We start from the raw sequence: 13,914 nt of genomic DNA, 5'->3' as shown, positions 1-13,914 counted from the left end.
CAATTACTCTCCTTATGGCTTTCCAAAATTATTTTCTTAAATCATCTAAAATTTTTACCTTATCAGCTGTTTTTGCATCCTTTTCTTTAATTATCCTTGCTGGAGTACCTGCAACTACACTATTTGAAGGTACATCTCTAGTAACCATAGCCCCAGCAGCTACTACTGCTCCTGCTCCTACTTTTACACCTTCTAATATAACTGCATTTGCCCCTATAAGTACATTATCTTCAATAATAACTGGAGTCTTACTAGGCGGCTCTAATACCCCAGCTATAACTGACCCTGCACCTACATGGACATTTTTCCCAATGGTTCCTCTAGCTCCAACCACTACATTCATATCAATCATAGTGTTTTCTCCGATTTCGGCACCTATGTTTATAACTGATCCCATCATAATAACTGCATTATCTCCTATTTTTACCATGTCTCTAATAATAGCTCCCGGTTCAATTCGAGCATTAATTTCTTTTATGTCTAATAGTGGAATAGCTGAATTTCTTCTATCATTTTCTATATGAAAGTCCTCAATTTCTCCCTCATAGTCTATAAGAATATTTTTTATTTCATCATATTCTCCAAATACAATTCTTGATTTACCTTCTCCAAAAACTTTTAACCCATTAAAATCAATCTTCTCTAGTTCTCCTTTTATATATAACTTTATTGGAGTTGATTTTTTTGCTTCCTTTATAAATCTAGCTATTTCATATGCATCCTCTAACTTTTTTTCATTACTAATTATTTTATTTTCAATACTCATTTGTATTTCATCCTTTCTTTAGTTTAATAACCTTTAAATGTTAAAGATATCATTCATAGTGTACAAATCAGGTGATTTATTAACTAAAAATCTAGCAGCCCTCATAGCTCCAACTGCAAAAATATTTTTAGATAATGCTGTATGTTTTAGTTCTATTACTTCATCAAGACCTGCAAAAATAACAGAATGTTCTCCAGATATGGTCCCACCACGAAGGGCATGTATTCCAATTTCACTTTCTTGTCTTTTTGCATCTCCACCTTCTCTTCCGTAAACATATTGTTTCTTATTCTTTAAGGAGTCGTTTATAGTATTAGCCAATAAATATGCAGTACCACTTGGGGCATCTATCTTCCTATTATGATGTTTTTCTATAATTTCTATATCAAAATTCTCATCTAATAATTCACTTATTTGTTTTAATACCATTGATAGTACATTAATCCCTAGGGACATATTGGAAGAATGAAGAATAGGAACTTCTCTAGAGGCACCTTTAATTTTATCTAAATCTTTATCATCGAATCCTGTTGTTGCTATGACTACAGGAATCTTATTATCCAAAGAATACTCTAATATCTCATCTAAATAAGATCTATGGGAAAAATCTATTATCACATCTACTTCTTCTTTATATTGGTATAAGCTATTATATACTGGATAATTATTATTGTATTCAGTAGTATTTCTATCAATTCCACAAATTATTTGAAAATCATCATTATTCATTAGTTGTTTGCTAAGAACTTGACCCATTTTTCCATTGCATCCATAAATAATAGTCCTTATCATATCATTCCCTCCCAGTACTTAATCCTAACTCTTCTAAATTATCTATAAGTATATTTCTATTTATTGTTTCCATCTTTACCAGTGGCAGTCTAACTTCTCCCACTTCCATTCCTAAAATGTTCATTGCTTCTTTTATAGGTATAGGGTTAGTTTCTATAAATAGTGAATTGATCAGTCCATTTAAACTTAATTGTAAGTCCCTTGATTTAATTACTTCTCCATCTAAGTAACTTATAACTAAATTATGGGTTTCTTCTGGTAAGATATTAGCCACAACTGATATTACCCCTTTACCCCCTAAGGATAATATGGGTACAATCTGATCATCATTTCCTGAATATATGTCAAAATCCTCTGGACAAAGTCTTCCTATCTCTGCCACCTGACTAATATCACCACTGGCCTCCTTTAATCCCTGTATATTAGGATGTTTAGCAAGTTCAGCTACAGTCTCTGGTAACATATTTAACCCGGTTCTTCCAGGAACATTATAAAGTACAATAGGTATATCTACCCTATCTGCTATGAATCTATAGTGCTGGATTAACCCTCTTTGGGTGGTTTTATTATAATAGGGTGTTACAAGTAATAATCCATCTGCACCTACTTTCTGTGCATGTTTACTTAAGTCTACAGTTTCCTTAGTATTATTGCTTCCTGTACCTGCAATAACAGGAATCCTACCCTTAACTTTATCTACAGTAAATTTAATAATTTTCTTCTTTTCATCCTTAGTCATAGTGGGAGTTTCTCCGGTAGTTCCACATATTATAATTGCATCAGTTTTTCTTTCTATATGCCAGTAGATAAGTTCTTCTAATTTTTCATAATTAATACCGTTGCTATCAAAAGGAGTTATTAATGCAACTCCTGATCCTCTAAATAATGTCATAATCATCATCCTCCAATAACAATTCTGCTATTTGTACTGTATTTGTAGCCGCTCCCTTTCTAATATTATCTGCCACGACCCATATGTTAAGGCCATTTTCTATACTATAATCCTTTCTAATTCTACCTACATAAACTTCATCTGTGCCTTCAGCCCTAACTGGCATAGGATAAATATTTTCCTTAGGATTATCTTCTATTATTACTCCTTTAGTATTTTCTAAAACGTCATAAACTTCTTCCAATTCAAAATCCTTTTGAAATTCTATATTTACAGATATACTATGACCATGTCTTACAGGTACCCTTACTGTTGTTGCTGTTATTTTTAAATCATCATTTCCAAGGATTTTTTTAGTTTCTTCTATCATTTTCATTTCTTCCTTTGTATAACCATTATCCATAAATACATCTATATGGGGAAGACAATTAAATGCTATGGGATGGGGGTATTTTGAGTTTTCTAGTCCTTGTACTCCATCTTCAAGGTCCTTTAATCCTTCTACCCCTGAACCAGATACTGCCTGATAAGTGGAATAAATTATTCTTTTAATTTTAAATTTATCATCTAATGCTTTTAATGGTACTATAGCTTGAATGGTACTACAGTTTGGGTTAGCTATTATTCCATTATGCCCTTTTATATCCTGTGGGTTTGACTCAGGTACAATTAATGGTACATCTACATCCATCCTCCATGCACTACTGTTGTCAATAACTATAACTCCTTTGTCTCTAGCCACTGGAGCAAACCTTTTACTTACTTCACCTCCTGCGGAAAATAAAGCTATATCAATATCTCTATCAAATGACTCTTCATTAAGCTCCTCAACTACATACTCTTGACCTCTAAATATAAGGACTTCCCCCTTAGATTTAGCTGATGCCAAAAAATATATCTTATTAACAGGAAATTTCCTTTCCTCAAGTATCTTAATAAATGTTCTCCCCACCATTCCTGTTGCTCCAACTATGGCTAAATTAACATTTTTCATCTTCATCACTCCTTAAATTAGTATAATTATAATTGCCTTTACATATAAGTTCTGCTGGCCCTGTCATATATACTCCAGCTTCCGTTTTTTCTATTTTCAATAAGCCTCCTGGTACATAAACATTTACGTTATTATCAGTTTTATTAACTATTGAGCTTATAACAGCAGTAGCTGCTGCTCCTGTTCCACAGGCTAAGGTTAATCCCGCTCCCCTCTCCCAAGTTATAACCTTCAGATTTTTATTATCTATAACCTCACAGAAGTTTATATTGGTTTTCTCTGGAAACATAGAGTTATTTTCTATACATGGTCCAATAGTATTTATATCTATTTCATCTAGATTAGCTACAAATATCACGGCATGAATAGTACCTATAAACAGTGCAGAGATTTTAAATTCTTGATTATTTACTTCAATACTTTCTTCTATTACTATAGATTTTTCAGTATTTATTGGAAATTTATTGTTATCAAATATCGGTTCCCCTATATTTACTCTAATTCCTTCAATTCCTTTGTCTGACGGAATAACCTCTAGCTTTATTATCCCTGCTAATGTTTCAACATCAAACACTTCTTTATCAACTATCTTATTATCATAAACATATTTCCCAAAGCATCTTATGCCATTTCCACACATTGGAGCCCTAGAACCATCACTATTAAAAAAAGTCATCTTAATATCGGCTATTTTAGAAGATTCTACTACTATCATTCCATCAGCACCAATACCAAAGTGTCTATCACATATATCTTTTGCTAATACAGGTAAAGATAATAGTTTTTCCTCTAATCCATTAAGTATAATAAAATCATTTCCTGCCCCATGAAACTTTTCAAAATATAACAGATGTAACACCCCCATATTATAAACTTACATTTCTAAGTAATTATTTATTAATATTTTTAATTAGACTACTCAAGGTCAATATAGTTTCATAAAATTATAAATATTAAGAAAAGTCTAAGAGTTTATATACCTCCTATAACAGTAAACTAATTATATTAAAAATAAGTTATTATAAATTAAATTCCTTTGTAAGTACACTTATAGCTCGCTCTTTATCCTTAGATTTAATAGTATAAGAAATACTAATCTCTGAAGTAGTTACTTGTTTAAATTCAATACTATGATCTGCAAATAATTTAAAAACTTTAGATGCTACTCCCGATTCATGTCTCATTCCCATACCTATAACAGATATTTTAGTTATATTTGTATCTTTTTGGATTTTTATATTATTAATTTCTTTTTTTAATCCATTTATGACTCTATCAATTATTTCTTCATCTTCTTTAGATGTAGTGAAAGATATATTTACATATCCTTCTCTAGGAGATGTTTGACTGATCATATCAATATTTACTTCTTCACTGGCTAACTTCCCAAATACGTCAGATATACTTTTTGGTGAATATGGGACATTATTTATTGTTATCATCAATACATTTTCACTTAAACTTAATCCAGTTATACTTTTCTGTTCCATAAATTTATCAAACTCCTTTATATAGGTTCCTTTAGTTGCCTTATGGCTAGATGCCACATAAATAGGTACATTATATTTATTTCCTAATTCAACTGATCTTGGTTCCATAACCTTAGCCCCTAGACTTGACATCTCCATCATCTCTTCATAACTAATATATTTAAGCTTTCTAGCCTTAGGATATACCCTAGGATCGATACTATATATACCTTCTACATCGGTATATATTTCGCATGTACACTTAAGTTTTGCTGCCAAAGCTACTGCTGTAGTATCAGAGCCTCCCCGTCCTAGAGTTGTTATATCTCCAGTTTCATTAATTCCTTGAAATCCCGCCACCACTACAACTTTTCCTTGTTTTATGTGTTTTTTTATATTATCTATTTTTACTTGGGTAATTTTATTCTTAGTATGGATTCCTTCTGTCATAATTCCAGCTTGAAACCCTGTTAATGCAATAGAATCATATCCCCTCTCCTTTAGTATCATGGATAAAAGGGATATTGAAACTTGCTCTCCAGTAGACATAAGCATGTCTAGTTCCCTTTTACTTGGATTAGTAGAAATAGATTTAGCCATTTCTATAAGACGATTAGTGGTTTTACCCATGGCAGAAACCACAAGGACCACATTATAGCCTTTATTTATTTTATGAATTACTTTATCGGCAATATGCTCCATCCTCTCTATTGTTTTAACCGAAGTACCTCCATACTTTTGTACTACTGTATTCAATAATATCCCTCCTGTTAAATAGCTAAGTCATTTTTTATTAGATCCTCATAGGTTTCTCTTTTAACCACACATCTACTTTCTTTATCTTTTACAAATATAACTGGGGGTCTTGGTAGTCTATTATAGTTACTAGACATACTATAGTTATATGCTCCTGTACTAAAAACTGCTACCACATCATTTACATTTGGGTGGGGTAAATTAATATCTTTCACAATCATATCTCCAGATTCACAGCATTTCCCTGATATTGTATAGATATCTTCATGGGATTCTGTCATTCTATTAGCAATGGCTGCCTCATATTGTGCTCCATACAAAGCTGTTCTTGGATTATCGTTCATACCACCATCAACAAATATATAATGTTTCCCTCCATATGTCTTTTTAGTTCCCCCAACCCTGTATAGTGTAGTTCCTCCATTAGCCACGATTGATCTTCCCGGTTCAATCATAATCTTTGGAACTGTTATACTTAATTCTTTAGCTTTATCTTCAATATTCTCCAGCATATTTTTAAGAAATTCATTTAGTTTCATAGGGGTATCTCCTTCAGAATAATAAATACCAAATCCACCACCTAAGTTTAATTCCTTAACCCTTACATCACATTTTTCCTTGATTTTTTTTACAAATTTCAACATCACTTCACTTTGTTCGTAAAAAGATTTTTCCTGAAATATTTGTGAACCTATATGACTATGAAGTCCCTTGAATTCCATATGGGAACTATTGTTGATTCTATTAATTATTTTATAAATTTCTTCACTAAAAATACTTTCACCAAATTTAGAATCATTTTTAGTAGTTTTTATATATTCATGGGTATGGGCTTCAATTCCAGGATTGACCCTTAATAAAACATCTACTTTGCTATTTAATGATTCACATAGGCTTTCTATTAGCTCTAGTTCCTGTCTGTTATCAACTATTATTCTTCCTACTCCAGCCTCTATAGCCATAGTTAGCTCTTCTATTGTCTTATTGTTTCCATGCATATATATTTTTTCAACTGGAAAATCTGCTTTGATTGCAGTATATAGCTCCCCTCCGGATACTACATCCAATGACAAACCTTCCTCTTTTACAAGTTGACACATTGCTATATTAAGAAAGGCTTTAGATGCATAAATTACTTCAGTGTCCATTTTTTTATAAGAAAAATTTGATTTAAATAACTTACATCTTTCCCTAACTAAGTCCTCGTCCACCACATAAGCTGGTGTTCCATACTTATTAGTCAAATCAACTACATCACATCCACCAATCTTCAAATGACCTTTGTTATTGATTTCCATTGTTCCAAAAAGTTTCATTTAGATCACCACTTTCTATTTTTATCCTTTGATTTACTTATCAATATATATATTATTATTAATTTATGTTATTAGGCTTTAAACCTGAACTAAGCATGCCTAGTCACTACATATCTATCGGTGAATATATAATTTCTATAAAAAGTTAACTTTTTTATCCAATAAAAAAACAGCTATGAGCAAAAGGACTCATAGCTGTTTTATACAGACACCTTTCCCTCAATGTGACCAGTGCTCCACTGAAAAATTGGGTAATCTCTCAGTGACAGTACTATGCTTATTAAACATAGCCCCAGCATATAGCTAAACTATATACTTCGGCGATAGCCCCTTTCCTATAAATACCAAATATTATAGTACTCTTGACATACCGCGGCCTCTACACCACATTGCTATTCATTTGTTGAATTGATTAATACTCTAACATACTAAATTTGAAATGTCAATAAAAATATTCATTTTAATTTGATAAATTAAAGCTCTAGAGTTTTAATTCTCCCATATTAGAGTATAGTATTTTCTCATCCCCCTGTAAATCATCGGTATTGTCTTCTGAAGTTTTAATTTTTCCACAATTATCTTTGACCTTGGCTTTAACAATATTAATCTTATCCTTTGGTACTTCAATAAGTCCATAATTTATTATGGATTGAACATTTTTATTAAATTTATCCCAATTAAGATTTCCTCCTATAACCAATTTTCCCATATTCTTTATAGTTAGTTCTTCTTCTAAATAACCTTCCAATGTCATCTTACTAATATTCTTTAATAATTTTCCTTTAATTATTTCTATTTCTACCTCTTCATCTAGACAGTCCTTAATGATATTATAGCCTTTTTCATCACATATAACTTTTGAACATATCAAAGTTTTTATATGATCATTAGCCTCTATATCCTCTTCTAGGTATAGCTCCACCTCTCCATCCACATACACAATATCACCATTATATTTTTTTATTAAGCTATCATCTAGTTTTATATCTTCTTCTATATATTTAGCACCTTTAGGAATTACAGTTTTATTTATCGAATAATATTCATCTATATATTGTGGAATTTCATCTTCATATGAATCTACAATAATTAATTCACCTAATATATCAATATTTGCTATCTTCTCTTGTAATAATTCCATATCAATTTCTTCAGTTATTTGTAATCTATTAAAGGCTAATTTACTATTTGGCTTTAATCCCTTTAAAAATCTGTCATTTAGCTTAATATTTTCACTTATGAAATTATATCCCTTTTTATATCCTAAAACATCACCATTTACTATACCTTTAGACTGAATACTTCCTAATAAATTTTTCCTACATATCAGTGTTCCATTTATTACAACAGAATATATTCTATCATTTATTAATTTTGAATCTACATCCTCTTTAATTGTTAAATTACCATTTACTAAAATAATTACAGGTTCCAAAATTCCTTCTAAGTACTCCCTATCTAATTCAATATCACCATTTTGCTTTATTGTATTTATTTCTCCGCTTAACTTCAGTGTAGTTCCCACATTACTCTTTTTGCAATCTTGTAATAACTCTTGGGATTCATCGCTCTCTATCAATAATCCTACATTTGAAATTTTCGTGATCTTTTCTGCTAGATCCTTTTTAATATTTCTAACATCTAATAAGCCTATATTTGTAACTTTTGACATTTAAATACCCCCTATAATATATTTTTTAACAATTCTAATGATTTACTCAATCGAGACCTTACTGTAGAAGGTGATATTTTAAGAATTTTACCTATTTCTCTACTATTTAGATTCATTTCATATTTAAGCACTAATACCTCTTTATTCTTTTTAGGTAGTTTATTTAGTACTTCTTTCATTATTAATTTTTCCTCAAAGGTTTCAATTCCACCAAATATTTCTTCATTATCTAAATATGTCATTTTTCTCCCTTTCCTTATATTGTCAATGTTTTTGTTTTTTATTGTTGTGAAAAACCACCCTTTGATTTGATATTCATTCATAACATTAAATATTTCTTCCCTTTCTATAGCCGATATATAAGCATCCTGTACTAAATCCAAAGCTTTATCCTTATTTTTAGTAATAGACTTTGCATATGCTATAAAATCCCTATTATACTTCTCATAAACTAGGTAAATATTCATAAAATCCTTCCCCCTCGATTGCTGCCTTCACTTATATAACGGATAAAACACCAAAAGTGTCCAAAAAAATTTTATTTTTTCCTATATAATTAAGGACTGGATATCCAGTCCTTAATTATATTCATTTTGTATTCTTATTCACATATAATTTCCGATATATCATCTTTTCCCTTTGATAATAAATCTATTATTGCCCTTTCAGTCTTCACCACTGGCTTAAAAGTATTATAAGGATAAACATATACAACCTTACCTATTTCTCCCGAATCCATTTTAACCTTTGAACCTAAATAATAATTTGTTAAATTATTAAAAAAAGTTAGCATAATCTTTGCATCAAAATGACCATATCCCATTTTTATCATTTCATCAAAGGTTTTAAATGGGGTCATCTTATCCTTGTAAACTCTTTTAGATGTAAGTGCGTCATACACATCTGCAACGGCTATTATTCTTGCATATAAACCTATCTGGTTCCCCTTTACTCCCAATGGATAACCACATCCATCTATTCTCTCATGATGCATTAAAACAGCCTGTTGTACATTTTTATCAATATTGTAAACGTTTTTTGAAATATTATATCCATGTATTGTATGTTTCTTCATTTCTTCAAATTCATGGGGTGATAGCCTCCCCCTTTTATTTAAGATATGTGGTGGAGTCTTACTTTTACCTATATCATGTAAGAGTCCAGCTAAAATTATTTTTTTGATATCTGTTTGTCTAAGTTTTAACCATTTCCCAATTAACATGGCATATAAAGCCACATTGACACTATGGGTATATGTATAATCATCTATATCCTTAAGACTTTCTACACATGCTATTATTAGGTTATTGCCATATGTCCTAGAATCCATAAAATCAAATGTCCCTAATATTTCTTCCTCTGTCATATCTTTCCCTGCTGTAAGATTTTCAATTATATCCTTTATATTTCTTATACCTTCCTTATATTCTTTCTTTAATTCTTTAAAATTTAATTCATCTTTGTTCTCAAATTCTTCTTTATCATAAATATATAAACTGCCTATATTAAAATTTTCCATTTTATATAATATCCGTTCATTTATAGTGGTATTCTTTGACACTACTAAAGTCCCTTTGCTATCATAAATATTTCTAGATAAAACTTCCCCTATTAACTCCCCACTTAATATTACCATTTTTTCTTTCATGTTAACCGTTTCCTCCCATTGATAAGTCTATTATATCTTATTAATGATTTTATAACCCCATTAGTTAACACTAATTTTTATATCCCCTATTATTATCGTCATTTTTTTCCATAACATAAGTTATTTATTTCTTTTTTCAACATTTTTTGTATCAAAGCCAGTATTTATAATCTTCTCTAAAGAATTATATATAAAAAACCCCTAACTCTTTCTTAGATTATGTTAGGGGCTTTCTGTATACTATTCTCTATTTACTATTATCTCATTATAATTCACTTTATCTTTTTTATCGCTCCAAAATGTACTTTTAACCTCTACATCTTTTAAAAACATTGTCCAACCACATGAACAAAATATCATATCTGTTTGCACATATCTTGTGCTAACATAGGGCTCATCCCTTGACAAATCAATATTATCCCTATGCTCAAATTCATCATCTTTATCACATAAAGGACACACCAATTTTTTATTATCTAAATGTTTCAATATAACTTTCGACAAGTTATTTCCTCCTTATACTTTAATGATTATTTTATACTATATTACTACTTCTACATTAAAATCAAAATTCCTCCAGTAATTTAATTAAAATAAATTTTTACTATATTCATCATATAAATTTCTAAGTTCCATTATCTTTCCATCCATTTCAAGCTGTAAATTTGATGCCAGTTCATAATTCTTATTATCTAAAGCATCTTTGATCTTGGTAAATAATGATTTCCTATCTAAACTATTTTTCATAAGATAAAGTTTTAGTCCATGAATTTTTTCCCACATTACCACATCTAAATCAGTTACATCCTCATTATCGTGAAGTTTCACACAAGACCTTAAAAGCTCCATATTATCTAATAGTATTCTGTTTCTAAGTTCCATTATCCATCTATCCAAGGTACTTAGTTTGAAAGAGTGAATTATTTCTTTAGTAAAAACATCTCCCCTTAACAATACATTTATCTTTTCAACATATAAATCTAAGTTCTTTAGATTTTCCCATACTGTTGAAGGATGATACCCAAAAACTTCATTTCTTTTTTCTTCACTATAGTACTCAAATACATTTTCTTCGCTTCTATACTGTCTAGATTTTTCTAGATAGAACCCCTCTTCCCCTGGTTTCTTCGAAATTTCTTTTTCCAATTCCTTTATATTTTTATTACTATTAACTACTGCTAAGATCCCATCTAAGATCCCTTGATATATTGTAGCTATTACCAAATAAGTATTTGACAAAGGATTTGGGGAACGTACTTCAAATCTCGTAGCCAACCTATTTTCCAAATCTCTAATAACCCCCACCAGAACAGAACGATTTCTAGTTGGATTGTTAGCACTTTCCCCTAACGAGGTTACAATGCAAACCGGTGCCTCAAATCCTGGTTTTAACCTTTTAAAAGCATTGTTTAAAGAAGTAATAAATGGATTTATTACCTCGTAATTTTTTAATATTCCCATTAAAGCCCCATAGCCAAATTCGTTTAGATAATCTTTTTCCATATCTTTAGGAGAGAAAAGATTTTTAATTGTTCCATCTTTTAATCTTACAGAAACTCCAACGTGGGTATGTTCTCCACTTCCTGCTACCCCTGCTAAAGGTTTGGCTTCAAATGTAACTTCCAATCCATGATAGGTAAATACATCTTCAACTAATTCCCTAATAATAATTTCGTTATCTCCGGCTTGAATGGGATCACTATACTTCCAGTCTATTTCAAGCTGTTCCATAACGTAATTGGTTTTCCCTGATATTCCTATTTTACTAGTTACTCCCCCAACTTCTTTATGACCCATTTCTGGTTCAAATCCATATTTCTCTAATAATATTATGGACTTTTCCAAAGCAGTTCTAACCGTTCCAACTGTTCTTTTCCAATATTGTTCCTTTAACCTTTGAGAAGTTGAAAGTTCTTCTATATTTGCTTTATCATCGGGTGTTTTAACCCATAACTCTAATTCAGTTGCAGCAGTCAACAGTATTTCGTCAATATCATCATAATTCTTTATATCTATTTTATTTAAAAACTCTGAATTTTTTTTCAATATTTTTTTTATACTATCTTTAAAATGGTCTGTAGCTTTCATTAAAATAGACCTAGAATCAACTTTCTTTCCATTATGAACTAAAAAAGATGGTATTTTTAAAGTTCCCACAGGTAAATTTGTACCTTCATAGATATGATCATAATTATAGTCAACAAACCAATTGACCGATAGATCTGGAACTAAGTCTACTCTAGCATTATTTAATACCGCTATATCATGTAAAACTACACTTGAACCATCGGTTTGAATGCCAGATTTTAAAAAACTCTTTATATTGTTCCCAAACTCTTCTATAGGTATTTTTTCTTCGGTGGCATTTCCCCCAAGATCCACTCCCATTAAAGACACAAACTTTATTTGTGGATGAGAAGTTATAATCTCTAATAAAGATTCTTTATTATGATCAATAGGTGGTATAACATATATTAACTTATTCATAATATCTCTCCATTCTTTTTTTTAATTATTATAGTATAATACTTATTCATTAATTTGTAAACATCATAATCTTTTTATTCATTTTTCGCATATTATAAATAAATTTATTCTTTTAACCATTTTTTGTACAAAATAATAAAAGCCACTCTAAAATGATTAATCATTTTAGAGTGGCTTTTATTATTTAGCTCTTACTTTATCTTGGAATTTTCCCTTATGGGAGCCATCACAAAAAGGCTTATTTTTCGATAGTCCACAACGACAAAGATAATAGTTGCCATTTGTCTTTATTTCGTTGCCTTCTCCATCGATTAATTTTATATTTTTATCCACTAATAGTGAACCATTATCATTAACTTTTATTTTTGAGTCGCCCATATATACACTCCCTTATTATTTTAGTATACATATTTTATACCCAAAATTTAAAAGTTAAACTTTCTTATTAATATCCACCTTCATCTGATTCTTTACCCTCTGCTATTGCTACAGATGAACTGGCTCCTATTCTAGTTGCCCCTGCTTCTATCATCTCTTTAGCTTTATTGATATCTCTTACGCCCCCTGAAGCTTTAACTCCCATCTTCTCTCCAACAGTTTCTCTCATAAGCTTTACATCTTCCACAGTTGCACCACCTGTACTAAATCCAGTTGATGTTTTAACAAAGTCAGCTCCTGCTTCTTTAGATATCTTACAAGCTCTTATTTTTTCTTCTTCTGTTAATAGGCATGTTTCTACTATAACCTTTACTATTGCCTTTCCTTTTGCTGCATCAACTACTGCTTTAATATCTTCCCTTACAACATCATCTTCTTTGTCCTTAAGGGCACCTATGTTTATAACCATATCTAATTCATCAGCACCATCTTCAATTGCTTTTTCAGATTCAAATGCTTTTACCTCTTTTATGGAACTACCTAATGGAAATCCTATAACAGATGTAACTTTAACATCTGTACCGTCAAGAAGTTCTTTAACATAACTTACATAGTATGGATTAACACATACTGAAGCAAATTTATGTTCCCTTGCCTCTTCACAAACCTTCTTAACTTTTTCCCTTGTAGTATCAGGCTTTAATATAGTGTGATCAATCATTGATGCTACATTCATATTCATTA

Annotated in this window: 14 protein-coding genes and 1 riboswitch; all 14 genes read right to left on the bottom strand. The window is 30.5% G+C overall.

The genetic code is table 11. The features are described from left to right. Positions 1-28 precede the first annotated feature (28 nt). Positions 29-766, bottom strand: a complete 738-nt coding sequence (dapD, locus tag V6137_RS05865) for a 2,3,4,5-tetrahydropyridine-2,6-dicarboxylate N-acetyltransferase (protein ID WP_425446961.1) — start codon at positions 764-766, stop codon at positions 29-31. A 33-nt stretch (positions 767-799) separates the two neighbouring features. Next, complete coding sequence (dapB, locus tag V6137_RS05860; protein WP_425446960.1) at positions 800-1,558, bottom strand: 4-hydroxy-tetrahydrodipicolinate reductase; 759 nt, start codon at positions 1,556-1,558, stop codon at positions 800-802. A gap of 1 nt (position 1,559) precedes the next feature. Further along, entirely contained in the window at positions 1,560-2,450 is an 891-nt protein-coding gene (gene dapA / locus V6137_RS05855) for a 4-hydroxy-tetrahydrodipicolinate synthase (protein ID WP_425446959.1), read from the bottom strand. Beyond that, on the bottom strand, positions 2,437-3,444 hold the full coding sequence (locus V6137_RS05850; RefSeq protein ID WP_425446958.1) for an aspartate-semialdehyde dehydrogenase: 1,008 nt from the start codon (positions 3,442-3,444) through the stop codon (positions 2,437-2,439). Before V6137_RS05850 ends, dapA begins: the two co-directional genes overlap by 14 nt. Then, a complete protein-coding gene (gene dapF, locus V6137_RS05845) occupies positions 3,431-4,309 on the bottom strand; it encodes a diaminopimelate epimerase (RefSeq protein WP_425446957.1) in 879 nt (292 codons plus the stop codon). The genes V6137_RS05850 and dapF overlap by 14 nt, the downstream gene beginning before the upstream one ends. Positions 4,310-4,463: 154 nt before the next feature. Then, the gene (locus tag V6137_RS05840; protein WP_425446956.1) at positions 4,464-5,669 is read right to left on the bottom strand and encodes an aspartate kinase; all 1,206 of its coding nucleotides are present in this window, start codon (positions 5,667-5,669) and stop codon (positions 4,464-4,466) included. A gap of 14 nt (positions 5,670-5,683) precedes the next feature. After that, on the bottom strand, positions 5,684-6,985 hold the full coding sequence (gene lysA, locus V6137_RS05835; RefSeq protein ID WP_425446955.1) for a diaminopimelate decarboxylase: 1,302 nt from the start codon (positions 6,983-6,985) through the stop codon (positions 5,684-5,686). A 221-nt stretch (positions 6,986-7,206) separates the two neighbouring features. Beyond that, a riboswitch (Lysine riboswitch) is annotated at positions 7,207-7,375 on the bottom strand. 91 nt (positions 7,376-7,466) lie between these two features. Beyond that, the gene (locus tag V6137_RS05830) at positions 7,467-8,657 is read right to left on the bottom strand and encodes a hypothetical protein (protein WP_425446954.1); all 1,191 of its coding nucleotides are present in this window, start codon (positions 8,655-8,657) and stop codon (positions 7,467-7,469) included. Positions 8,658-8,668: 11 nt separating this feature from the next. Further along, a complete protein-coding gene (locus tag V6137_RS05825) occupies positions 8,669-9,124 on the bottom strand; it encodes an RNA polymerase sigma factor (protein ID WP_425446953.1) in 456 nt (151 codons plus the stop codon). 134 nt (positions 9,125-9,258) lie between these two features. Beyond that, on the bottom strand, positions 9,259-10,305 hold the full coding sequence (locus tag V6137_RS05820) for an HD-GYP domain-containing protein (protein ID WP_425446952.1): 1,047 nt from the start codon (positions 10,303-10,305) through the stop codon (positions 9,259-9,261). 240 nt (positions 10,306-10,545) lie between these two features. Beyond that, positions 10,546-10,809 (bottom strand): hypothetical protein, encoded by a 264-nt coding sequence (locus tag V6137_RS05815; protein ID WP_425446951.1) that lies wholly within the window; start codon positions 10,807-10,809, stop codon positions 10,546-10,548. Positions 10,810-10,893: 84 nt separating this feature from the next. Continuing rightward, a complete protein-coding gene (locus tag V6137_RS05810; protein WP_425446950.1) occupies positions 10,894-12,792 on the bottom strand; it encodes a glutamine synthetase in 1,899 nt (632 codons plus the stop codon). Positions 12,793-12,972: 180 nt separating this feature from the next. Beyond that, entirely contained in the window at positions 12,973-13,170 is a 198-nt protein-coding gene (locus V6137_RS05805; protein ID WP_425446949.1) for a CDGSH iron-sulfur domain-containing protein, read from the bottom strand. Positions 13,171-13,237: 67 nt separating this feature from the next. Continuing rightward, positions 13,238-13,906 carry a deoxyribose-phosphate aldolase gene (gene deoC / locus V6137_RS05800; RefSeq protein ID WP_425446948.1) on the bottom strand — a complete coding sequence of 223 codons (669 nt, stop codon included), beginning with the start codon at positions 13,904-13,906 and terminating at the stop codon, positions 13,238-13,240. Positions 13,907-13,914 lie beyond the last annotated feature (8 nt).

The organism is Dethiothermospora halolimnae, from assembly GCF_037577855.1.
Classification (GTDB): Bacteria; Bacillota; Clostridia; order Tissierellales; family VENL01; genus Dethiothermospora; species Dethiothermospora halolimnae.
This window is presented reverse-complemented; position numbering and strand designations above follow the sequence as displayed.